Source organism: Flavobacterium adiutor (assembly GCF_048282555.1).
GTDB lineage: Bacteria > Bacteroidota > Bacteroidia > Flavobacteriales > Flavobacteriaceae > Flavobacterium.
Genome location: NZ_CP182487.1, coordinates 4,063,552 through 4,089,888, shown reverse-complemented (window position 1 = coordinate 4,089,888; position 26,337 = coordinate 4,063,552). Strand labels below are relative to the sequence as shown.

The following is a 26,337-nucleotide window of genomic DNA, read 5'->3' as shown; positions in this document are numbered from 1 at the left end:
TGCTTTTTCAGTTTATTTTTAAAGATGTATTGGTTTTAAAAAGAAAGTATAAACTAAGCAATGTGTTTTTACACAAAAAAATTACTTTTTTTTAATCAAAATTTTGTCCATTGATGATAACAAATCAGACTGAAAGATTGAATTTTGCCTCTACCAAAAACATTCCTCAATATCCGGATTTTCTAGATGTTCAGGTAAAATCGTTTAAAGATTTTTTCCAATTGGAAACTAAATCTGACGAAAGAGGCGACGAAGGGTTGTACAATACCTTCATGGAAAATTTTCCAATTACAGATACCAGAAATAACTTTGTATTGGAGTTTCTTGATTATTTTGTAGATCCGCCACGTTATACCATTCAAGAATGTATAGAGAGAGGTCTTACTTATAGTGTGCCTTTAAAAGCTAGGTTAAAACTATATTGTACAGATCCGGAACATGAAGATTTTGAAACAATTGTACAGGATGTTTATCTTGGAACAATTCCTTACATGACTCCAAGTGGTACTTTTGTAATCAATGGTGCCGAACGTGTTGTAGTATCGCAATTGCATCGTTCTCCAGGGGTTTTCTTTGGACAGTCATTCCACGCAAATGGAACCAAACTTTATTCTGCAAGAGTTATTCCTTTTAAAGGATCTTGGATAGAATTCTCTACTGATATTAACAGCGTAATGTACGCATATATCGATAGAAAGAAAAAATTACCTGTAACAACTTTATTCCGTGCTATTGGTTTCGAAAGAGATAAAGATATACTTGAAATTTTCGACTTAGCTGAAGAAATTAAAGTTTCTAAAACTGGTATTAAGAAATATATTGGAAGAAGACTTGCTGCACGTGTATTGAACACATGGCACGAGGATTTCGTAGATGAGGATACCGGAGAGGTAGTTTCTATCGAGCGTAACGAAATCATCCTTGATCGTGATACCATTATCGACAAAGATAATGTTGAAGAGATCATCGATTCTAACGTAAAATCTATTTTGTTACACAAAGAGGATAACAACCAGGCAGACTATGCTATTATCCACAACACATTACAAAAAGATCCAACAAACTCTGAAAAAGAAGCTGTAGAGCATATTTACCGTCAATTGCGTAACGCTGAACCGCCTGATGAGGAAACTGCTCGTGGTATTATAGATAAATTGTTCTTCTCTGATCAACGTTATAACTTAGGTGAAGTTGGTCGTTACAGAATGAACAAAAAATTAGATTTAGATATTCCTATGGATAAGCAAGTGCTTACTAAAGAGGATATCATTACAATCGTTAAATATTTGATCGAGTTGATCAACTCTAAGGCAGAGATTGATGATATCGACCACTTATCAAACCGTCGTGTTAGAACAGTTGGTGAACAATTGTCTCAACAATTCGGTGTTGGTTTAGCACGTATGGCTAGAACTATCCGTGAGAGAATGAACGTTAGAGATAACGAGGTGTTTACACCAATTGATTTGATTAATGCTAAAACATTATCATCAGTTATCAACTCTTTCTTTGGTACTAATCAGTTATCTCAATTTATGGATCAAACAAATCCATTAGCTGAGATTACACACAAAAGAAGACTTTCTGCACTTGGACCAGGTGGACTTTCGAGAGAGAGAGCTGGATTTGAGGTTCGTGACGTTCACTATACCCACTACGGACGTTTATGTCCAATTGAAACGCCAGAGGGACCAAACATTGGTTTGATTTCATCTCTTGGTGTTTATGCAAAAGTAAACGGAATGGGATTTATCGAAACTCCATACCGTAAAGTAACAAATGGTGTAGTTGATTTAGAAAGTACTCCAGTTTACTTAAGTGCTGAGGAAGAAGAAGGAAAAATGATTGCTCAGGCAAACATTGAAATGGACGAAACAGGTAAAATTACAGCTAGTAATGTAATTGCTCGTGAGGAAGGTGACTTCCCAGTTGTTGAACCATCTGCAGTTCATTATACAGACGTTGCTCCTAACCAAATTGCTTCGATTTCTGCATCTTTAATTCCTTTCTTAGAGCACGATGATGCGAACCGTGCGTTGATGGGATCAAACATGATGCGTCAGGCGGTTCCTTTGATCCGTCCAGAAGCACCAATTGTTGGTACAGGTTTAGAGCGTCAGGTAGCTTCTGATTCAAGAGTATTGATCAATGCTGAAGGGCATGGAACTGTAGAATACGTAGATGCTAACATCATTACTATTAAATACGACCGTACTGAAGAAGAAAGAATGGTAAGTTTTGATGCTGATGAGAAGACGTATAACTTAATTAAATTTAGAAAAACCAATCAAGGTACAAGTATCAACTTGAAACCTATAGTAAGAAAAGGTGACAGAGTTGTTCCTGGACAAGTGTTGTCTGAAGGTTATGCTACTCAAAATGGTGAATTAGCTTTAGGTAGAAACTTAAAAGTTGCGTTCATGCCATGGAAAGGGTACAACTTCGAGGATGCGATTGTAATTTCTGAGAAAGTAGTTCGCGATGATATTTTTACCTCTATTCACGTTGATGATTATTCATTAGAGGTTAGAGATACGAAGTTAGGAAATGAAGAGTTAACAAACGATATTCCTAACGTTTCTGAAGAGGCTACTAAAGACTTAGATGAAAACGGTATGATCAGAATTGGAGCAGAGGTTAAACCTGGCGACATTTTGATCGGAAAAATTACCCCAAAAGGAGAATCAGATCCAACTCCAGAGGAGAAATTGCTTCGTGCAATCTTCGGAGATAAAGCTGGTGATGTAAAAGATGCTTCATTAAAAGCTTCTCCATCTTTACATGGTGTAGTTCTTGACAAAAAATTATTTGCAAGAGCCGTAAAAGATAAACGTAAACGTACTCAGGATAAAGATGCTTTAGGAGCTTTAGAAATGGAGTTCGAAACTAAATTTGTTGAATTAAAAGACAGATTAGTTGAGAAATTATTCTTGATTGTTAACGGAAAAACATCTCAGGGTGTAATGAATGATTTAGGTGAGGAAGTTTTACCAAAAGGTAAAAAATATACTCAAAAAATGCTTTACGCAGTAGAGGATTTTGCTCACTTAAGCAAAGGTCAGTGGGTTGCTGATGATGCTACTAATAAGATGGTTAATGATTTGATTCATAACTATAAAATTAAGCTGAACGACTTACAAGGAGCTTTAAGAAGAGAGAAATTTACTATTACAGTTGGAGATGAATTACCATCTGGAATCTTGAAATTGGCTAAAATCTATATCGCTAAAAAACGTAAGTTAAAAGTTGGTGATAAAATGGCGGGTCGTCACGGTAACAAAGGTATTGTTGCTAGAATCGTTCGTCATGAAGATATGCCATTCTTAGAAGATGGAACACCAGTAGATATCGTATTGAATCCACTTGGGGTACCTTCACGTATGAACATTGGTCAGATTTATGAGACAGTATTAGGTTGGGCTGGTATGAACTTGGGTAGAAAATTTGCTACTCCAATTTTTGACGGTGCTTCTTTAGACGAGATCAATGCTTTGACTGATGAGGCTGGAGTACCACGTTTCGGACATACTTACCTATATGATGGTGGTACTGGAGAGCGTTTTGCACAAAAAGCAACTGTGGGTGTAATTTACATGCTTAAATTAGGACACATGGTTGATGATAAGATGCACGCACGTTCTATCGGACCATACTCATTGATTACGCAACAGCCACTTGGAGGTAAGGCTCAATTTGGAGGTCAGCGTTTTGGAGAGATGGAGGTTTGGGCACTTGAGGCTTATGGAGCTTCTAGTACACTACGTGAGATCTTAACTGTTAAGTCTGATGACGTTATTGGTAGAGCTAAAACTTACGAAGCTATCGTTAAGGGAGAAACTATGCCAGAACCAGGTTTGCCAGAATCATTCAATGTATTAATGCACGAATTGAAAGGTCTAGGTTTAGATCTTCGTTTGGAAGAATAATGTTTTTAGTATTCAGTGTTCAGTATTTAGTAATCAGTGATGAACTGAACACTAAATTCTGAATACTGAACACTTTTTTATAATAAGTTTTTAAAGATTTATACCCGTAAACCGTTCCGATTTTTTATAATAATGCGAGGCATTTTATAACTAGCACTTCAAATTTAAATTTGAGGTTTAGAGAAGTAACCCGAGGTAGTGTTTTAAGTCGAAAGTTTGAAAGTCCAAAGTCAGCAATGACTTTAAAACTTTATAACATTTGACTTTAGGCTAGGATAAGAATCAATTTTTTAATTGCAAAATAAATCAATAGTAAAAACTATGATGAATAACAGAAACAATAAAGATAAAAATCCAGTAAAAAGATTTAACAAAATCTCTATTGGATTGGCTTCACCAGAATCGATCCTAAAAGAATCAAGAGGAGAGGTTTTAAAGCCGGAAACAATTAACTATAGAACTCACAAACCTGAACGTGACGGGCTTTTCTGCGAAAGAATCTTCGGACCAGTAAAAGATTTTGAATGTGCTTGTGGTAAGTATAAAAGAATTCGTTACAAAGGTATCATCTGTGACCGTTGTGGTGTTGAAGTTACAGAGAAAAAAGTACGTCGTGATAGAGTAGGACACATCAATCTTGTTGTGCCTATTGCTCATATCTGGTACTTCCGTTCTCTTCCAAACAAAATTGGTTATATCCTTGGTCTTCCATCTAAGAAATTAGATATGATCATTTACTATGAAAGATACGTAGTAATCCAAGCGGGTATTGCTAAAAATGCAGATGGAGAATCTTTACAAAGACTAGATTTCTTAACTGAAGAAGAATATTTGAATATTTTAGATACTCTTCCACAAGAAAACCAATATTTAGATGATTTAGATCCTAATAAATTTGTTGCCAAAATGGGAGCAGAGTGTATTATGGATTTATTAGCGCGTATTGACTTAGATGCTTTATCTTATGAATTAAGACACAGCGCTAACAACGAAACATCTAAACAACGTAAAACTGAAGCTTTAAAAAGATTGCAAGTTGTTGAGTCTTTCCGTGAGTCTAACGAAAACCGCGAAAACCGTCCAGAATGGATGATTATGAAAGTGGTTCCAGTTATCCCGCCAGAATTACGTCCGCTTGTACCGCTTGATGGAGGTCGTTTTGCAACTTCAGATTTGAACGATTTATATCGTCGTGTAATTATCCGTAACAATCGTTTGAAAAGATTAATGGAGATTAAAGCTCCAGAAGTTATCTTAAGAAATGAGAAACGTATGTTGCAAGAATCTGTAGATTCATTATTTGATAACACACGTAAAGCTTCTGCTGTTAAAACAGAATCAAACAGACCATTAAAATCATTATCTGACTCTTTAAAAGGTAAACAAGGACGTTTCCGTCAAAACCTTTTAGGAAAACGTGTGGATTATTCTGCTCGTTCGGTAATTGTCGTTGGTCCTGAGTTAAAATTATATGAGTGCGGATTGCCAAAAGATATGGCATCTGAGTTATACAAACCATTCGTTATCCGTAAGTTGATCGAAAGAGGTATTGTAAAAACTGTAAAATCTGCTAAGAAAATCATTGATAAGAAAGAGCCAGTAGTTTGGGATATCCTTGAAAACGTAATTAAAGGACACCCAGTATTACTGAACCGTGCTCCTACTTTGCACAGACTTGGTATTCAGGCATTCCAGCCAAAATTAATTGAAGGAAAAGCAATCCAGTTACACCCATTAGTATGTACGGCTTTCAACGCCGATTTCGATGGTGACCAGATGGCGGTTCACTTACCATTAGGACCAGAGGCTATTTTAGAGGCACAATTATTAATGTTGGCTTCTCATAATATCCTGAACCCTGCAAATGGTGCTCCAATTACTGTACCTTCTCAGGACATGGTCTTGGGTCTATACTATATGACCAAAGAGCGTATTTCTACAGAAGATCACAAAATTATTGGTCAGGATTTGACTTTCTATTCTGCTGAAGAAGTAAACATTGCATTAAACGAAGGAAGATTAGAATTAAATGCTCGTGTGAAAATTAGAGCAAAAGATTTTAATGAGCACGGAGAATTAGTGTACAAAATCATCCAGACAACTGCAGGGCGTGTATTATTTAACGAAGTAGTACCTGAAGCAGCTGGATATATCAACGACGTATTGACAAAGAAGAACCTTAGAGATATTATCGGACACATTTTAAGTGTGACTGATGTACCTACAACGGCAGCTTTCTTGGATAATATGAAAGATATGGGGTATAAATTCGCATTTAGAGGAGGATTGTCATTCTCTTTAGGTGATATTAGAATTCCAGAACAAAAAACGAAGTTAATTGCAGATGCCAGAGAGCAAGTTGAAGGTATCTCGACAAACTATAACATGGGTCTTATCACAAATAACGAGCGTTACAACCAAGTTATTGATGTATGGACTTCAGCAAATGCTCAGTTAACAGAATTAGCAATGAAAAATATTAGAGAAGACCAGCAAGGTTTCAACTCTGTATATATGATGCTTGACTCTGGGGCGAGGGGTTCTAAGGAACAGATTCGTCAGTTAACTGGTATGCGTGGTTTGATGGCTAAGCCTAAAAAATCTACTGCTGGTGGTGGTGAGATTATTGAAAACCCGATTCTTTCTAACTTTAAGGAAGGTCTTTCCATCCTTGAGTACTTCATTTCTACTCACGGTGCTCGTAAAGGTCTTGCGGATACGGCTCTTAAAACAGCTGATGCTGGTTACTTAACAAGAAGGCTTCACGACGTTTCTCAAGATGTTATTGTTAACATCGAGGATTGTGGAACATTAAGAGGTGTTGAAGTTTCTGCATTGAAGAAAAATGAGGAAATTGTTGAATCTTTGGGAGAGAGAATTTTGGGGCGTGTTGCATTACAAGACGTTATAAATCCTCTTACTAATGAAGTGATGGTTGCTTCTGGTGAACAAATCACGGAATCAATTATGAGAGTTATCGAAGCTTCTCCAGTTGAAAAGGTAGAGGTTAGATCTCCATTAACATGTGAGGCTACAAAAGGTATTTGTGCTAAATGTTACGGTAGAAACTTAGCTACTGGTAAGATGACACAAAGAGGTGAGGCCGTAGGAGTTATTGCAGCTCAGTCTATTGGTGAGCCAGGTACACAGTTAACACTTCGTACGTTCCACGTTGGAGGGGTTGCCGGAGGTATCTCTGAAGAGTCAAGTATTGTTACAAGATTTGCAGGTAGACTTGAAATTGAAGATTTAAAAACGGTAAAAGGAGAAGACAGCGAAGGAAATTCTGTTGATATTGTGGTTTCACGTTCAACGGAATTGAAATTAGTTGATGAGAAAACCGGAATTGTTTTAAATACACATAACATTCCTTACGGATCTAGTATTTTTGTTAATGATGGAGATACTGTTGCTAAAGGAACTGTAATCTGTAAATGGGATCCATATAACGGTGTAATTGTTTCTGAGTTTACTGGTAAGATTGCTTACGAAGACTTAGAGCAAGGACAAACATTCATGGTTGAAATTGATGAGCAGACAGGTTTCCAGGAAAAAGTAATTTCTGAGGCAAGAAATAAAAAATTAATTCCAACTTTATTGGTTTACGGTAAAGAAGGTGAATTGATTCGTTCATATAACTTACCAGTAGGTGCACACTTGATGGTTGAGAATGGAGAGAAAATTAAAGCAGGTAAAGTTTTAGTTAAGATTCCACGTCGTTCTTCTAAATCTGGAGATATTACAGGAGGTTTACCAAGAATTACAGAGTTGCTAGAGGCTCGTAATCCTTCTAATCCAGCTGTAGTTTCTGAAATCGACGGTGTTGTTTCTTTTGGAAAAATTAAAAGAGGTAACCGTGAGATTGTAATTGAATCTAAATTTGGTGATGTTAGAAAATATCTTGTAAAATTATCAAGCCAAATTCTGGTTCAGGAAAATGACTTTGTAAGAGCAGGTGTACCATTGTCAGATGGTGCAATTACTCCGGATGATATCTTGAGAATTCAGGGGCCGGCAGCTGTACAGCAGTATCTTGTAAATGAAATTCAGGAAGTTTACCGCTTACAAGGGGTAAAAATCAATGACAAGCACTTTGAGGTAGTTATTCGCCAGATGATGCGAAAAGTAAGAGTTCAGGATCCTGGAGATACTTTATTCTTAGAAGATCAATTGATTCATACTAAAGATTTCATCGTTCAAAATGATAAATTATATGGTATGAAAGTAGTTGAAGACGCAGGTGATTCTTCAGTGTTAAAACCAGGGCAGATTATTTCTCCTCGTGAGTTGCGTGATGAAAATTCATTATTGAAACGAAATGATAGAAACCTTGTAGTAGCAAGAGACGTAATTACAGCAACTGCAACACCAGTTTTACAAGGTATTACAAGAGCATCGTTACAAACGAAATCATTCATCTCTGCTGCATCATTCCAGGAAACTACTAAAGTACTTAACGAAGCTGCTGTAGCAGGTAAGATTGATGACCTTGAAGGATTGAAGGAAAATGTAATTGTTGGACACAGAATTCCTGCGGGAACTGGTATGAGAGAATACGATAATACAATCGTAGGATCAAAAGACGATTACAATGAAATGATGGCAAACAAAGAAGAATACATTTATTAATTCTTATCAATTCCCTCTTTTTCCGAAAGGAGGGAAATTGAAAAAAATATTGAAATTATGAGTAATCCGAAACAACAAGAGCAAATTAATATTGAATTAGACGAGACTATTGCAGAAGGGATTTATTCTAACCTAGCAATTATCAATCACTCATCATCTGAATTTGTTTTAGATTTTGTAAATATTATGCCGGGTACTCCTAAAGCAAAAGTAAAGTCAAGAATTGTATTGACGCCACAGCATGCTAAAAGATTATTGAGAGCTATTGGTGAAAATATTCATCGATTTGAGGCTGCTCATGGCGAAATCAAAGAAACTGAACAGGCACCAATTCCGCTTAATTTCGGTCCGGCAGGACAAGCATAAATTTTTAAAAAGCTCCGTAAAAGGAGCTTTTTTTATGAAGTTATTTTCATAAAATGTGCATTTTGTCTGATTTAATTTACTTTCAACGAATATGTTTTAATACATTATTGTTTACTTCTAATTTTGACTTAACATAAAATAAAGAAAATTAATTTTTCCAAATAAAAATTAATTTAATACCATTAAAAAAGCGCCAATTTTTCAAAGTTGGCGCTTTTTGATACTATATTGTTTGATGTAGCTTATTCAAATTCTGAGGTGAAAAATAATTTCACATTTGGATATTTGCTTTGAGTCATTTGAATAGTAAAGTCAGAATCTGCTAAAAATACTAATTGACCATATTTGTCATGAGCCAGGAATTTTTGTTTGATCCTTTTAAATTCTTTAAATTCCTCACTTTTAGGATCATTAGGCTTCACCCAGCACGCTTTGTGAACCGGGAAATTCTCGTAAGTACACTTTGCCCCATATTCGTGCTCCAGACGATATTGAATTACTTCGTATTGTAGTGCTCCAACTGTACCGATAATCTTACGATTATTCATTTCTAATGTGAATAACTGCGCAACACCTTCATCCATTAATTGGTCAATTCCTTTGTCCAACTGTTTTGCCTTCATCGGATCCGCATTGTTGATGTATCTAAAGTGTTCAGGTGAGAAGCTTGGAATTCCTTTGAAACTCATTAATTCTCCTTCGGTCAAAGTATCACCAATTTTAAAATTTCCAGTATCATGTAGGCCTACAATATCACCTGGATAAGAAATGTCTACTATTTCTTTCTTCTCTGCGAAAAAGGCATTCGGACTAGAGAATTTCAGGTTTTTCTTTTGTCGAACATGATAGTAAGGTTTGTTTCTTTCGAAAGTTCCGGAAACAATTTTAATAAAAGCTAATCGGTCTCTGTGTTTAGGATCCATATTAGCATGGATTTTGAAAACAAAACCAGACATTTTTTCTTCTGAAGGATCAACTGTACGTGTTTCAGAATCCTTTGGTCTAGGTGAAGGGGCAATGGTAATAAAGCAATCTAATAACTCGCGAACACCAAAATTATTTAAGGCAGAACCAAAAAATACGGGTTGAATTTTTCCGTCTAAATAATCCTGACGTTCAAATTTAGGATATACTTCATCAATTAATTCTAATTCTTCACGAAGTTTATCAGCTGCTTTTTGTCCCACGATTTTATCTAATTCCGGATTGTTCTGAACATCTGAAAAAGCAATTGTTTCTTCGATGTTTTTACGGCTGTCTCCGCTAAAAAGATTGATGTTTTCTTCCCATAAATTGTAAATTCCCTGAAAGTCATACCCCATTCCGATAGGAAAACTTAAAGGTGTAACTTTTAAGCCTAATTTTTGTTCTACCTCATCCATTAAATCGAAAGCATCTTTACCTTCACGGTCTAATTTGTTGATGAAAACAATCATTGGAATGTTACGCATTCTACAAACAGCAACCAATTTTTCCGTTTGCTCCTCAACCCCTTTTGCAACGTCAATTACAACAATAACACTGTCTACAGCGGTTAAAGTTCTGAATGTGTCCTCAGCAAAATCCTTGTGCCCAGGTGTATCGAGGATGTTGATTTTTTTATCTTTATAATTAAAAGCAAGTACAGAAGTCGAAACCGAAATACCTCTCTGGCGTTCGATTTCCATGAAATCACTCGTTGCTCCTTTTTTTATTTTATTATTTTTTACGGCGCCTGCTTCCTGGATTGCACCTCCAAAAAGTAATAATTTTTCTGTCAATGTTGTTTTACCGGCATCAGGATGCGAGATAATTCCAAAAGTTCTTCTGCGTTGTATTTCTTTTAAAAAGCTCATATTTTGTATAAATAGGTTTGCAAAAGTACTATTAATTAATACGATTTAAAAATAAATGGTATTCTGTTTTGGTTTAGATGGTTTTCCTTTTTTGTTATTTATGACAGTGAAAATTAGTAAGATGTTTTTAATTATCTGTGTTCTGTATAATTTTTTGTTAATAGTATGGCAGATAGTTGGATTGTGTAATTGAATTGTTATTTTTGTTCGTTATAAGTTGTGAAAACCGGATACAGTTTTTTCTATTTTCTATAATTTTGAAAATATTGATTTAATTAATTTCAGTTTTAAAGAAAAGACTAAAGCAGGCCTTACATTCAAAATTAAATTTAAAATAATGTTATTAAAAAAATTACAGCTAAAAACGATTGATTACAGATTAGCACTGACAATATGTTTTTTACTTTTTTTCAACTTAGTTATTTCTGCTCAGGAAGTGATTAAAGATGTTGTAGCAGAGAAACCGGTTGAAGCGGCTTCAATCAATAAACAAAAGGTGGATGGTATTATTGCGACGGTTGGGGATTATATTGTTTTAGACTCAGATATTGATAAAGGGTATCTTGAGATCACTTCTCAAGGAGGATCGGTAAAAGACATTACCAGATGTCAGATGTTAGGGAAGCTTTTAGAAGATAAGTTGTATGCGCATCAGGCTATTCAGGACAGTATTATTGTTAGTGATGCCGAAGTAAAAAGTATGATGGATGAAAGGCTTGCTTATATGATGAGGCAGACTGGTGGGGATATCAATAAAATTGTAGAGTTCTATAAAAAGAGTTCGGTTGAGGAATTTAAAACCTATTTTGCAGATATCTTAAAAGAGCAAAAACTATCTTCTGAAATGCAAAAGAAGATTGTTGATGCAGTTGAAATAACACCAGAAGAGGTTCGTAATTTTTTTAAAAAAATACCAAAAGATGAATTGCCAACTTTTGGAGCTGAAATGGAAGTAGCACAAATAGTAGTAGAGCCTAAAGTTTCAGATGCTGATAAACAGAAAGTTAAAGATAGACTGAATTCTATTCGAAAAGATGTTTTAGAAGGTTCAAGTTTTGCTACAAAAGCGGTTTTGTATTCTCAGGATCCAGGGTCTTCACCTAATGGAGGTTATTATAAAATGACCAGAAAAACTCCTTTTGTGAAAGAATTTAAAGATGTTGCTTTTAGCCTTGGAGAAGGCGAGATTTCAGAACCTTTTGAAACACAATATGGATACCATATTATAATGGTTGATAAAATAAAAGGGCAAGAAGTAGAATTGCGTCATATTTTAATTTCGCCAACAGTTTCAGAAACAGCTTTAAAAGAAGCAAAAGAAAGAATTACAAACATCAGAAATAAGATTGTAAATAAAGAAATTTCTTTTGCAGATGCTGCCAGAAATGATTCTGATCAAAAAGAAACAAGAGCAAATGGGGGTACTTTGGTTAATCCGAATACTCAGGATACACGTTTTGAATTGACTAAAATGGATGCTACATTATATAGTCAGGTTTCTAATTTAAAAGATAATGAAATTTCTCAGCCACTTTTGGATACAGATGATAAAGGTAAAAAAACATATAAATTAATTACTGTAACAAACAGGATTGATTCTCATGTTGCTGACTATGCTAAAGATTATACTAAAATCAAAGAGTTAGCATTAAAAGAAAAACAAATCAATGCCATTGCAAAATGGTTTGATACAAAAATTAAAGACACATATATTAAGATTATTGGCGAATACAGAGATTGTACCTTTACTAATAATTGGTTGAAAAAATAATTTTTATTAAATAAAGAAAAGAGTTAGTTTTATGAATTCATAGAGCTAACTCTTTTTAATTTAAAATATATTCATAAATGTCTGACGTAGCAGCAATTCATAATTTAGTTCAAAAAAGAAACGAATTAAAAACCGAGATAGCAAAAATCATTGTAGGGCAGGATGCCGTTGTAGATCAAATTTTACTTTGCATATTTTCAGGAGGACACGCACTTTTAATTGGAGTTCCCGGTTTGGCAAAAACCCTGATGATAAACACACTTTCTCAGGCTTTGGGGCTTGATTTTAAACGGATTCAGTTTACTCCTGATTTGATGCCTTCGGATATTTTAGGAAGTGAAATTCTGGATGAAAACAGGCAGTTTAAGTTTATCAAAGGACCAATTTTTTCCAACATCATCTTAGCTGATGAGATTAACAGAACTCCTCCGAAAACTCAGGCTGCTTTATTAGAAGCAATGCAGGAACGCTCTGTAACAATTGCTGGGCAAAATTATAAATTAGATTTACCTTATTTTGTACTGGCAACCCAAAACCCAATTGAGCAGGAGGGGACATACCCTTTGCCAGAGGCTCAGTTAGACCGTTTTATGTTTGCTATAAAATTAGAATATCCAACATTTCAAGAAGAAGTTCAGGTAGTTAAACAAACTACTTCGGATGTAAAAACGAAGATAAATCCATTGTTTACAGCTCAGGAGATAATAGACTTCCAGCATTTGATCCGTAGAATTCCTGTGGCAGATAATGTTATTGAATATGCAGTCACTCTTGTTACTAAAACACGTCCTGGTAATAGTTTGACTAATGATTTTGTTAGAAATTATCTGGATTGGGGAGCAGGACCAAGGGCTTCACAAAACTTAATTTTAGCGGCCAAAGCACATGCAGCTTTCAATGGTAAGTTTTCTCCTGATATCGAAGATGTCAAAGCAGTTGCAACCGGAATTTTGCGTCACAGAATTATCAAAAATTATAAAGCAGATGCTGAAGGAATAACAGAGGAAATTATTATTCAAAAGTTAATGTAAAAAATATATAAACTATCAATTGCCTGAGAAAACTTAAAAATTTCTCAGGCTTTTTTTATAAAGTCAATTTACTTGTTTCATTTATAAGTCGGACAGGTTTGTTGTAAAAAAGTTTTATTAGTAATACCTCTGTGATTGAAGTATATTTTTTCTGATCACATTCATACCACCAATATGAAAGATATTGAATGTGATTTTTTTCTAATTTCACAAACCATATTTTAGACTTATTTTTTATAATTCTTTTTGATTCAGTGATTTTATAGCCATCTCCTGTCCAACAAATTGTAGGATTGTGGGTTATTGTTTTAATATAAATGAGTTTTTCAGGAGATACGATTTTAAAAACTTCCTTATTTATCCATATCCCGTTCTCAATTTGATATTCAGGATTTAGATTTTCCAATAGATCGTAATGTGTTTCTTTTTTGATTTCCAGACTAGTAATAAAAATAATTACTGTGCCTATCAAAAAGGGTAGTACAGCAGGTAATGATTGTGTTTTATGAATAGTTTTTTTTTGTTCAGTTTTAAAAAAACGAATCAAAAATAGCATGGGGGCAATTTGATAAAATATAAAACAAAGTAACCCAATACTATGATGCAAAACATTCTCTTCAGTACAATCAAATAAAATCAGCGATAGAATCCTGAAATAATTCGAAATAATATTCAAAACAATTACAACGAAACAAAACGTAAGAATTTGTCTTATACTGAAATATGTTTGTTGTTTCCGTTCTTCTAAAGTCAGTAATAAAGCACCGAAGAGTAATCCTGTTTTAAACATAGATAATCCCATGCAGGCTGTATCAATGGTAATTTTGGTGTTGTTAATATAAAAATTAACGCCTTCAATTTTGTCTATTATAATGAAATTCTTCAGGGTTAAATAAACAGTATAACAGAGTGTCTGTTTTATTTCAGTTGTCAAATAGTCGAAAAAAGTATTAAAAAGAGATGAAAATAACAGGATACAGATAAAAGCTATAAATGAAAATTTTCGGGTGAAGCTATAATACAGAAAGCAAATCAAAAATGACAATGCTAAAAAATGCAACGATTTTGTGTGTATACGAAAGCTTATGAATTCCAGTATAAAAATCATTCCTAAAAGAGGATAGTTCATGTTGAGTGAAGTTTTTCTACCCCCGATAAGAAATAATAATATTGAGAAAACAATTCCGAAAAGGTTACTGTCAAGACCAGCAACAACAATATTATAATTTATGATTAACAGAATAAACAAAATCAAAATTAAAATTACTTTTTTGTTCTGTGATAAAAAGTCTTTCATTAGATAACTTGCTTTTTGTTTTTTCTGTAATAGAAGAAAAGTGTTGTAAAACCAATAATGATTAAAAGCCATTCATGAGGTTCCGGAACAGATCCGTCATTATTGATAGAAGCATTTCCTAAAGTATCAATATTTTTTTCGATTCCTTTATTTTTATAATCTTCATCGGTTTCCAGAACAATTAAAGACGAAATTGGTGTAACAATATTAGCATCTTTAGCTAAATCAACATATTTGTTTTGTTTTAATGAGTCATTTTGAATTTCTACCTGATTATTTAAAACTTTTCCAAAGCAAAACATTCTGTACAGATGATTAGATCCTTTGCTGGTGGTTTTTTCAAGAATAGGATTTTCTTGAATTGCAATTCCGGCTGTTTCTATATTAATACTGTTTTCGAATGTTTTAAATTTTATAAAACTATTTGTGCCAATAATATTTGAGCAGTTTTTAATATCGGTTTGAAGATATTCAACATAACGCTGTTCTTTTACCGTCTGCCAAAAAGGATTTATTTCATCAGAAATATTAATGACTTTTAAATGTTTGCTTTTTGTGGATGTTTTAATCTTTTTCAAATAATCAGAAGATTCTAACTCCTCAAAATTAGAAGAAAATGTACCACATTTTGTTATAATTAAACTATTGTTCTTCATTTTGAATAAAGGTAAAAGAGAATAATTGAGTTCATGAAACTGATCAAATATGTATTCATAATTTGTGGTATTGATTTCTTGTTTGGCATTGTTGATTATGACAAAGTATTTTTTGTCAGCGATTTTCAGGAGAGATAAAACTTCTTCGATATTCCAATTGTTAGTCAGATCTAAGATTATTTCAGACGGATAAAATCGAATTTTTTCTTTTTGGATTGGCTTTGCTTCATAACTTTTATTTTTCCAGACAAAGGTGCTATTGGAGGGCTGTGTGGTTAAAGGAAGTTCCGCTTGCCATTCATCTAAGCCTTTAGAATTGTTGATGTAATAATTATTTTCAAAATCAAAATCTTTTGAAGCTTCAAATGCGGTATTTCCGCTTATCTGAATTCTTGAAATTGTAGCGGCATTGTTAATATTTGGGCCTTTGATGTTCAGACTTTGATAAGTCATTTTGGTGTCTTTGACTTTTAAGGGAGTCGTGAAACCACATTTAAAAGTCCTTGGCGTTTCATTTGTAACAGGAAAAACCCGAACTGTTACCCTGTTTCCTTCTTTCCATTGCATTAAAGAGGGATCGCGTGCTTCGATACCAACAATTTGATTGTAGGCAGCTTTTGCTTTTTCTTTTGTGGTGAGAACTCCTTTTCTTTCTATTCCGTTGACCCATAATGATAATGAGGTAGCTACAGAACCTTCTGGAAGCTGAAAAGAATAAATAGCTTCCTTTTGTCCCCAGCTTTTTTCATCGCAGGCGATATCCATTGTAATTTCGGTGTATGCTAATCTTTCATTAGGGTAAATTTTTACATCTTCTTTAATGTTTTTGGTAATGAGGTCATTCCCGCTCCAGAGTTGCTCTTCAGTTTCGAGTCTTTTGTTAAAATTAGATTTGAGTATATTTATTTGATCATCAGTACTTAAGTCTGGATTTTCTGTAAAATAATAAGCAATATTTAAAAAAGGATTGTGCGTTTTTCTTTCATTGTACTGTTGATTGCTTCCAATACCATCAAGGCCTCTTAAAATAAAGAATTCATCAGTGGCAGTATACACGATGTTCTTCTTTAGTAATATTTCGTTGAAAAAATTTGGTTTTAGATTTTGAGAAATTCTAATATATGCCGGCAGATCATTGTTTTCATCAAATGTTTTTGTAATACTGTATCGGTTTATTTTTTGGCTTTCTATATTTAATAATAAGGTAAACAGAATGAAGCCAAATAAAACAGAGCCTATTCCGGCACAAAAAGCGTACATGTTTCTTTTATGATCTAAAATTACTTTTGAAAGTATAATGGTGTGAGTAATAATTACAATACCAGGGACTAAACCATAAAATCCAATTCCTAATACAATAATTCCAATTAGAGAAATAAAGGATAAAGGAATAAGAAATATGGCATAATATAAAATTAACAAGCAGGAAAACCCATTGATAAAATAGGAAAAAATGTTAATGTATTTGTCTTTAATGTCGCTGTAAATGACAAAGTTTGAAAAGCAAAACAGGAAGGTTGTGCAATAGACCCAAATGGGAAGATTTTCGAATATATTGATTAAAATATTTGCGCAGAAACATCCAATAAACCAATTCAGAAATAAAAAAGGAATTAAATGCTGGTACTTTTCCTTATTTCTTAAAACATTAAAACTAAGAATTACAGCATAGGGAAGTATAATAATAAGATTGATTATAGAAATCATTTCAAAGCTCTCAAAATCATATTTACTGCCTATTAATAATAAAATTAAGAGAGAAGCACTAAAAGCTGTGATAAAAAGGCTAATCGTAGCGCCAATTCGATTTTTAAAAAGATAATTTATTTCGTTCATTTCTATGTAAAGTTATTTTTAAATAAAAGTACTTTGAGTTACAAAGTTATAAGAATATTTGAAATATGAGGATTTAAATTTTATTTTTTTATAAATAAGTTGTTTTACGTGTAAAATAAGTTGGGATGTAAAACTACAACGATGTAAATGCTTATTTAGAAAAGTTCTTTCTTAAAATGAGGTGAAAATTTCACTTGCTTTATAACATTAATTTTTTAGTTTGTTAAAGAAAGTTTTTTAAATTATTGATAATTTATTTTATTGATATAAAATTTATTTTTTATCATTTTTTGAAGGTGATAATTGTTTTTTTGCAATGATAATTTTTGAAAAACCTCGATCCATTATATTTTTTTTAATTCTCAGCTTTAATTCCTAAATTTGCGTACAAAAAAATAAAAATACCTATTTATAAAGACTTCTATTATGAATATTTACAAGGATTACATTCAAGAGATTGAAGAAAGAAAAGCCCAGGGTCTTCATCCGAAGCCTATTGATGGTGCTGAATTACTAAGCGAAATCATTGCGCAAATTAAAGATTTAAATAATGAATATAGAGACGACTCTCTTAAGTTTTTTATTTACAACACTTTGCCTGGGACCACTAGCGCAGCTAGTGAGAAAGCTAAGTTTTTAAAAGAAATCATTCTTGGTGAATCTGAAGTAAAAGAAATTTCACCTGCTTTTGCCTTCGAATTATTGTCACATATGAAAGGGGGACCTTCTATTGAGGTACTTCTTGATTTAGCTTTGGGCAATGATACTGCAATTGCTAAACAAGCGGCTGAAGTTTTAAAAACTCAAGTTTATTTATATGATGCTGATACAGCTCGCTTAGCAGAAGCTTACAGCGCTGGCAACACAGTTGCAAAAGAAATTTTAGAAAGCTACGCAAAAGCTGAATTTTTTACAAAATTACCTGAAGTTGCCGAAGAAATTAAAGTGGTTACTTACATCGCTGCAGAAGGTGATATTTCTACTGATTTATTATCTCCGGGTAACCAGGCACACTCTCGTTCTGACCGTGAATTACATGGAAAATGTATGATTACTCCTGAAGCTCAGGCAGAAATTAAAGCATTGCAAGCACAGCATCCAGATGCTTCTGTTATGTTAATCGCTGAAAAAGGAACAATGGGGGTTGGATCTTCTCGTATGTCAGGTGTGAACAACGTAGCTTTATGGACAGGTAAACAAGCATCTCCATACATTCCTTTCGTGAACATTGCTCCAATTGTAGCAGGTACTAACGGAATCTCTCCTATCTTCTTAACTACTGTAGACGTTACAGGTGGTATCGGTATCGACTTACAAAACTGGGTAAAGAAAACAGATGCAGAAGGAAACGTAGTACGTAACGAAGCAGGTGATCCTGTTTTAGAAGAAGTTTATTCTGTAGCTACAGGAACTGTATTGACAATCAATACAAAAACTAAAAAATTATACAACGGTGATAAAGAATTAAAAGATATTTCTAAATCTTTTACTCCTCAAAAATTAGAGTTTATCAAAGCGGGTGGATCTTATGCTATCGTTTTTGGTAAAAAAATCCAAACATTTGCTGCACAGACTTTAGGAGTTGCTGCTCCAACAGTATTTGCACCAGCTAAAGAAGTTTCTATAGAAGGTCAAGGATTAACTGCTGTTGAAAAAATCTTCAACAAAAATGCAGTTGGTGTAACTCCAGGTAAAACATTACATGCGGGATCAGACGTACGTGTGAAAGTTAATATCGTAGGTTCCCAAGATACTACAGGTTTAATGACTGCTCAGGAATTAGAGTCTATGGCGGCTACAGTTATTTCTCCAATTGTTGATGGTGCTTACCAATCAGGTTGTCACACAGCTTCAGTTTGGGACAAAAAAGCGCAAGCTAATATTCCTAAATTAATGAAGTTCATGAATGATTTTGGTGTTATTACAGCGAGAGATCCTAAAGGTGAATATCATTCAATGACGGACGTTATTCATAAAGTGTTAAATGATATTACAATTGATGAGTGGGCAATTATCATCGGTGGAGATTCACATACACGTATGTCTAAAGGGGTTGCTTTCGGTGCCGATTCAGGAACTGTAGCTTTAGCTTTAGCAACAGGTGAAGCTTCTATGCCAATTCCAGAATCTGTAAAAGTTACTTTTAAAGGTGAGATGAAACAGCACATGGATTTCCGTGATGTAGTTCATGCGACGCAATCTCAAATGTTGAAACAATTTGATGGTGAGAACGTTTTCCAAGGTCGTATTATTGAGGTTCATATCGGAACTTTATTAGCTGATCAGGCGTTTACATTTACAGACTGGACAGCCGAAATGAAAGCGAAAGCTTCTATCTGTATTTCTCAGGATCAAACATTAATTCAATCCTTAGAAATTGCTAAGTCTCGTATCCAAATCATGATTGATAAAGGTATGGACAACAAAAACCAGGTTTTACAAGGTTTAATTAATAAAGCAAACAAACGTATCGAGGAAATTAAAACAGGTGTTAAGCCAGCTTTAACTCCAGACGATAATGCAAAATACTATGCTGAAGTTGTTATCGATTTAGATTTAATCGAAGAACCAATGATTGCTGACCCAGACGTTAACAATGTTGATATTTCTAAACGTTATACACACGATACCATTCGCGAATTATCTTTCTATGGAACAGATAAAAAAGTAGATTTAGGTTTCGTAGGTTCTTGCATGGTTCATAAAGACGATTTAAAAATTGTTTCTCAAATGTTACGTAATGTTGAAAAACAAAATGGGGAAGTTAAATTCAACGCACCTTTAGTAGTTGCAGCTCCTACGTATAACATCATCGACGAATTAAAAGCTGAAGGTGATTGGGAAATGTTACAAAAATATTCAGGTTTCGAATTCTCAGATGCCTTACCTAAATCTACAGCACGTACAGAATACGAAAACATTATGTATTTAGAGCGTCCTGGTTGTAACTTATGCATGGGTAACCAGGAAAAAGCTGAAAAAGGAGATACTGTATTAGCTACTTCAACTCGTTTGTTTCAGGGACGTGTAGTAGAGGATAGAGAGGGTAAAAAAGGAGAATCTTTATTAGCATCAACACCAGTAGTTGTACTTTCTGCAATTTTAGGGAGAATGCCATCTATCGGAGAGTATAAAGCTGCGGTTGAAGGTATCAACTTAACAAAATTCAAACCAATCTCTACTAAATTATAATAGTAACAACTTCATAATTTCTGAAAAGAGGCAATCTAGTATAGGTTGCCTCTTTTTTATTTATTTATTTGGACTGGGGTATTTGCGTGTAATATTAATCCGTTCTTCACTGCGGGTTAAACGCTTCTTATTTTTAAAGGTGGAGGTGTAATTACAATAGGTTATTGTAAAAGCTAAAAAATCATATTAGATTGATTTTTAATTTACTCCCTCTCAAGAAAAATAGAATAGTTTTAAATAATAGTATTAACAAATATTTTGGCATAAACCATAATAAAATCCTTAAATTTAAGCTGATTTACACTAATATAATTAATATATAACTATGGCTTTTGATATTGAAATGATTAAAAAAGTGTATGAAAACATGCCCGGTCGTGTTGATGCAGCACGTCAGATTGTTGGTCGTCCACTTACTTTAACAGAGAAAATTTTGTACAATCACCTTTGGGAAGGAAACCCAACCAAGGCGTTTGGAAGAGGAGTTGATTATGTTGATTTTGCACCGGATCGAGTAGCCTGTCAGGATGCAACGGCACAAATGGCATTATTGCAATTCATGCATGCCGGAAAATCTAAAGTAGCAGTCCCAACAACTGTGCATTGTGATCACCTTATCCAGGCAAAAGTAGATGCTGCTACCGATTTGGCAAGAGCCAAAACACAAAGTAACGAAGTTTTCGACTTCCTTTCTTCAGTTTCTAATAAGTACGGAATTGGTTTCTGGAAACCTGGGGCTGGAATTATTCATCAGGTAGTATTGGAGAATTATGCTTTCCCGGGCGGAATGATGATTGGTACGGATTCCCATACTGTAAATGCAGGAGGTTTAGGAATGGTAGCGATTGGTGTTGGAGGTGCTGATGCTGTAGACGTTATGTCAGGAATGGCCTGGGAATTGAAATTCCCTAAATTAATTGGAGTTAAACTTACTGGTAAATTATCAGGGTGGACTGCTCCAAAAGATGTGATTCTTAAAGTTGCCGGTATTCTGACTGTAAAAGGAGGAACTGGAGCGATTGTAGAATATTTTGGCGAAGGCGCAACAGCGATGTCTTGTACAGGTAAAGGTACCATTTGTAACATGGGAGCCGAAATTGGAGCTACAACTTCAACTTTTGGTTATGATGATTCTATGAGTCGTTACCTTCGCTCTACAAACAGGGCTGATGTTGCTGATGCTGCAGATAAAATAGCTACTTATTTAACCGGAGATCCTGAGGTTTATGCTGACCCTGAAAAATACTTTGATCAGGTTATCGAAATCAACCTATCTGAATTAGAGCCGCATTTAAACGGACCTTTTACTCCGGATTTAGCTACTCCAATTTCTAAAATGAAAGAAGAAGCCATTAAAAACAACTGGCCATTACAGATTCAGGTTGGTTTAATAGGTTCGTGTACCAACTCTTCTTATGAGGATATATCACGTGCCGCTTCTTTGGCAAAACAGGTTTCAGAAAAAAACTTAAAAACTAAAGCGAAATTTACCATCACTCCAGGATCTGAAGTTGTTCGTTCTACAATTGAAAGAGATGGATTTATCGATACTTTTAATAAAATTGGTGCAACAGTTTTTGCCAATGCGTGCGGCCCATGTATTGGTATGTGGGACAGGGAAGGAGCTGAAAAAGAAGAGAGAAACACTATTGTCCACTCTTTCAACCGTAACTTCTCAAAACGTGCAGATGGTAACCCAAATACTTTGGCTTTTGTAGGCTCTCCGGAACTGGTAACAGCTTTGGCTATTGCGGGTGATTTAGGATTCAATCCTTTGACTGACAAATTAATTAACGAAGATGGTGAAGAGGTAATGCTCGATGAACCAACAGGAGATGAATTGCCTGAAAAAGGTTTCTATGCCGAAGATCCGGGATTTCAGGCTCCTGCCGAAGACGGTTCAGGAGTTCAGGTTGTAGTAAGCCCTACTTCAGAGCGTTTGCAATTGTTAGCTCCTTTTGATGCCTGGGATGGTCAAAATATTACTGGCGCTAAATTACTAATCAAAGCTTTTGGAAAATGTACCACAGACCACATTTCAATGGCAGGTCCATGGTTGCGTTTCCGCGGACATTTAGATAATATTTCAAATAATATGCTGATTGGAGCCGTAAATGCATTCAACCAGAAAACAAACTCGGTCAAAAATCAATTGACTGGTGCTTATGATGCTGTACCTGCTGTAGCCCGTGCCTATAAAGCGGCTGGAGTACCTTCTATTGTTGTGGGTGATCACAATTATGGTGAAGGTTCTTCTCGTGAACACGCAGCAATGGAGCCTCGTTTCTTAGGTGTTAAAGCGGTATTGGTAAAATCTTTCGCCCGCATCCACGAAACAAATCTAAAAAAACAAGGCCTTTTAGGGTTAACTTTTGCAAACGAAGCAGATTACGATAAAATTCAGGAAAATGATACGATCAACTTTACTGATTTAACTGAGTTTGCTCCGGGAAAACCATTAACGTTAGAATTCGTTCATGAAAATGGAACAAAAGATATTATTCTGGCAAATCACACTTACAATGAAGGTCAGATTGGCTGGTTTGTTGCAGGTTCAGCATTAAACTTAATTGCGGCCGGAAAAGCATAATTTCAAAGCTATTATACAAAAAGCGCTCTGTGAAAACAGGGCGTTTTTTATTTTGGGAGCTGTTCCTGCTCGCTGTATCTTTTGTCCCGATAACTATCGGGACAAAAGGATGACGCTTCCATCCGGGCTATAATTCCTGTTTTCAGCACAATTTTATTTTAAACTTTATGATTCCCCGAATAATTTATAACTCACACAGAAACTTTGAGTTAGCTGCGAAAACATTTTTAGTGAGGTATTTTGACATAAATTTGTTGTTAAAAAACGTGTATTTTTTACTTTAAAAAGTTAAATTCGCTTTTTTGGTAATAAAAACTTTCTTTTTTGAGTTTAAAATCAAGAAGGAATAGTAGTATAGAAAATTAAAATTCCCCAAATAATGATTTTCAAATTTGTCTTTATATTTTTGCTTTTTTCAGTAAGTGCATTTTCTCAGGATAATTACATCAGGCATACTATTTCAAAAGGTGATAATCTTTACAATATTGCTAAAAAATACGGAGTAAAGCCAAAAGATATAGCAAACGCTAATCCTGATGCGCCGAAAATTTTAAAATTAAATTCGGTTTTATTGATTCCAAATTCTAATCCATCTCAGGAAATAAAATCCAATCAAGACTTTGCTCAGACAAATCCCGGTTCACATGAAGTTTTAGCCAAAGAAACACTTTGGGGGATATCAAAAAAATATAAAGTTTCAGTTGAAAATTTGAAAAAAGCTAATCCTTTATTAGAAAGTGAAGGACTAAAAATAGGGCAGCAGATTGTTATTCCTTCCAACGGGTATTCAGTAGTGCAGCAGCCGATTGGAAATGCTCCATCAGAATTAGTTGAAGTTTCCAGAGAAGTTTTGCCTAAAGAAACTAAATATGCTATTGCAAAGGAATTCGGAATCACAGTAACTGAACTAGAAAAACAAAATCCTGAAATCAAGAATAAACTGCCTATTGGCTATCAGTTAAAAATCCTTGCTTCTAAAGAAAAAGCAGCTTCTCTTCAGTCTTCAAAAGCTAATCAGGAAACATCAAATACTGTAAATCCGTCAGTTCTGGCAGCTGATGATACATCAGTCAAAAAAGATTCCTCAACGGTAATCAGAGTTAGTAATCATCCAGAGTTAGTTGATCAGCTAATTATAAATGCTACTGAAAATATTGGTACCCGTTATCGCTCAGGCGGGACAACAAAAGCGGGTTTTGATTGCTCTGGGTTGATGTATTCAACCTTTGGTAATTTTGATATCAGACTCCCAAGAAGCTCTATTGAACAATCGAGAATTGGTACAAAAGTCAATCCGGAAGAAGCACAAAAGGGGGATTTAATTTTCTTCAAGACTAATGGAAGACGCCAAATTAATCATGTTGGAATGGTGATAGAGGTGGTAGATGAAGAAATTAAATTCGTTCATTCTTCAACTCATGGAGGAGTCATTATTTCTTCAACCAAAGAACCTTATTACGAAAGATCTTTCTCGCAGGTAAATCGTGTTTTAGAATAATGTTTTAAGTTTTTAAATCTTTTTTTATTTTAAAAAGAGATTTAAAAAATGAAATTGCAGTAAGCCACATCATAACTTTTTGATCCTTCACTAAACTCGTTTTAGTCAAAATTAAATCTTACATTATCAATACTTAAGATAGTATAAGGCATTTCCTTTTTGTTAGTAATTATTCTCTTGTGAGTTTAAAATGTAATCTGTTCTTTGGTTTTTTATATCTGACAATCTAACTGCCTAATTAAAAAGTTTCTAAAAAAAGTATATCTTTAACCAACCAAAAAACCAAAAAAATGCAGGATAACAACCAGGAAAGTTTTAAGAGAGAACTCGGATTATTAGACGGAACCATGCTTGTGGTAGGTTCTATGATTGGCTCCGGGATATTTATTGTAAGTGCCGACATTGCAAGGCAAGTAGGTTCGGCTGGATGGCTAATATTAATCTGGTTAATTTCAGGACTGATTACCATTATTGCCGCTGTAAGTTATGGAGAATTAAGCGCAATGTTTTCTAAAGCAGGAGGGCAATATGTGTATCTGAAAGAAGCATACAATAAACTAATTGCCTTTTTGTACGGTTGGAGTTTTTTTGCTGTGATTCAGACCGGCACAATAGCTGCAGTAGGAGTAGCTTTCTCCAAATTTGCAGCCTATCTGTATGAACCGCTTAGTGACGAAAATATAGTATTTGAATTAGGAGATTTTAAACTAAATGCGGCGCAAATCGTATCCATTATTACTATTGTTCTGCTTACATTTATCAATAGTCGTGGTGTAAAAAATGGAAAGGCTCTTCAAACAGTTTTAACCATTATTAAAATATTGTCATTGTTAGGTTTGATCGTATTTGGATTAACACTTGCAGCGAAAGTTTCAATTTGGGATGCGAACTGGACTGCGGCATGGACGCCACATTCTTATGATGCGGATAATACTTCGTGGATACCAATTAGTGGAAAAGCTTTAATTACAGGTATTTCAGCCGCAATGGTTGGATCATTATTTTCAAGCGATGCCTGGGTTGGTGTGACTTTTATTGCCGGAGAAATTAAAAATCCCAAGCGTAATGTGGGCTTAAGTTTATTTTTAGGAACTTTCATCGTTACGATTATTTATGTGCTTACAAATCTGATGTATCTGGCGGTAGTGCCGATGAATGAAATTGCAACAGCAAAATCAGACAGGGTAGCGGTGGTGGCTTCTCAGTATATTTTTGGCGATATCGGAACTTTAGTTATTGCCATCATGATTATGATTTCAACTTTTGCCTGCAATAACGGCTTGATTATGGCGGGAGCCAGAGTATATTACACAATGGCAAAAGACGGTTTATTCTTTAAAAAAGCAGCAGTACTTAATGAATTTAGTGTTCCTTCCTGGGCTTTATGGGCACAGTGTATCTGGGCTTCGATTTTGTGTCTTACCGGTAAATACGGTGATTTATTAGACTTTGTCATTATTATTGTATTGATATTTTACATCTTAACAATCTACGGAATTTTTATATTGCGTAAAAAAATGCCAGACCTGGAGAGGCCTTACAAAGCGTTCGGGTATCCATTTTTGCCATTACTGTATATTGTATTGGCTTCGGCAATTAGTGTTTCATTGCTTCTCACAAAATTTACCACTTGTGGATGGGGAATTTTAATTATGCTAATTGGCATTCCGGTGTATTATTTGACAAAACCAAAACAATAAAATTTTAGTA

General features: G+C 34.5%; 12 protein-coding genes. 9 read left to right on the top strand and 3 right to left on the bottom strand.

Going from position 1 to position 26,337, the window contains the following annotated elements; genetic code table 11:
- Nucleotides 1–113: 113 nt before the first annotated feature.
- The 3 genes from rpoB (at nucleotide 114) to ACNC7R_RS17250 (ending at nucleotide 8,921) form a co-directional block, all read left to right on the top strand.
- Nucleotides 114–3,926, top strand: coding sequence for a DNA-directed RNA polymerase subunit beta (gene rpoB, locus ACNC7R_RS17260; RefSeq protein ID WP_417942273.1), 3,813 nt, complete (start codon nucleotides 114–116; stop codon nucleotides 3,924–3,926).
- A gap of 321 nt (nucleotides 3,927–4,247) precedes the next feature.
- Nucleotides 4,248–8,555 (top strand): DNA-directed RNA polymerase subunit beta', encoded by a 4,308-nt coding sequence (gene rpoC, locus ACNC7R_RS17255; RefSeq protein WP_417942272.1) that lies wholly within the window; start codon nucleotides 4,248–4,250, stop codon nucleotides 8,553–8,555.
- 57 nt (nucleotides 8,556–8,612) lie between these two features.
- Complete coding sequence (locus ACNC7R_RS17250) at nucleotides 8,613–8,921, top strand: DUF3467 domain-containing protein (protein ID WP_025572408.1); 309 nt, start codon at nucleotides 8,613–8,615, stop codon at nucleotides 8,919–8,921.
- 242 nt (nucleotides 8,922–9,163) lie between these two features.
- On the opposite strand, the gene ACNC7R_RS17245 is transcribed toward ACNC7R_RS17250, so the two are convergent.
- Entirely contained in the window at nucleotides 9,164–10,756 is a 1,593-nt protein-coding gene (locus ACNC7R_RS17245) for a peptide chain release factor 3 (protein ID WP_417942271.1), read from the bottom strand.
- Between the two features lie 337 nt (nucleotides 10,757–11,093).
- On the opposite strand from ACNC7R_RS17245, the gene ACNC7R_RS17240 reads away from it, so the two are divergent.
- Both ACNC7R_RS17240 and ACNC7R_RS17235 read left to right on the top strand, forming a co-directional pair.
- Nucleotides 11,094–12,527 (top strand): peptidylprolyl isomerase, encoded by a 1,434-nt coding sequence (locus ACNC7R_RS17240; RefSeq protein ID WP_417942270.1) that lies wholly within the window; start codon nucleotides 11,094–11,096, stop codon nucleotides 12,525–12,527.
- Between the two features lie 77 nt (nucleotides 12,528–12,604).
- Nucleotides 12,605–13,558, top strand: coding sequence for an AAA family ATPase (locus tag ACNC7R_RS17235; protein WP_417942269.1), 954 nt, complete (start codon nucleotides 12,605–12,607; stop codon nucleotides 13,556–13,558).
- 55 nt (nucleotides 13,559–13,613) lie between these two features.
- Here the strand turns inward: ACNC7R_RS17235 and xrtN are convergent, their stop codons facing one another.
- Nucleotides 13,614–14,855 (bottom strand): exosortase N, encoded by a 1,242-nt coding sequence (gene xrtN, locus ACNC7R_RS17230; protein ID WP_417942268.1) that lies wholly within the window; start codon nucleotides 14,853–14,855, stop codon nucleotides 13,614–13,616.
- Complete coding sequence (locus ACNC7R_RS17225) at nucleotides 14,855–17,347, bottom strand: XrtN system VIT domain-containing protein (RefSeq protein ID WP_417942267.1); 2,493 nt, start codon at nucleotides 17,345–17,347, stop codon at nucleotides 14,855–14,857. Before ACNC7R_RS17225 ends, xrtN begins: the two co-directional genes overlap by 1 nt.
- 426 nt (nucleotides 17,348–17,773) lie before the next feature.
- Between ACNC7R_RS17225 and ACNC7R_RS17220 the strand changes: the two genes are divergently transcribed.
- The 4 genes from ACNC7R_RS17220 to ACNC7R_RS17205 all read left to right on the top strand — a co-directional run bounded on the left by ACNC7R_RS17220 (nucleotide 17,774) and on the right by ACNC7R_RS17205 (nucleotide 26,327).
- Complete coding sequence (locus ACNC7R_RS17220) at nucleotides 17,774–20,539, top strand: bifunctional aconitate hydratase 2/2-methylisocitrate dehydratase (protein WP_417942266.1); 2,766 nt, start codon at nucleotides 17,774–17,776, stop codon at nucleotides 20,537–20,539.
- 325 nt (nucleotides 20,540–20,864) lie between these two features.
- Nucleotides 20,865–23,129, top strand: coding sequence for an aconitate hydratase (locus ACNC7R_RS17215; RefSeq protein WP_417942265.1), 2,265 nt, complete (start codon nucleotides 20,865–20,867; stop codon nucleotides 23,127–23,129).
- Between the two features lie 379 nt (nucleotides 23,130–23,508).
- Nucleotides 23,509–24,627: a LysM peptidoglycan-binding domain-containing protein gene (locus tag ACNC7R_RS17210; protein ID WP_417942264.1), complete on the top strand. Its 1,119-nt coding sequence runs from the start codon at nucleotides 23,509–23,511 to the stop codon at nucleotides 24,625–24,627.
- 290 nt (nucleotides 24,628–24,917) lie between these two features.
- A complete protein-coding gene (locus ACNC7R_RS17205; protein ID WP_417942263.1) occupies nucleotides 24,918–26,327 on the top strand; it encodes an APC family permease in 1,410 nt (469 codons plus the stop codon).
- Nucleotides 26,328–26,337: the final 10 nt, after the last annotated feature.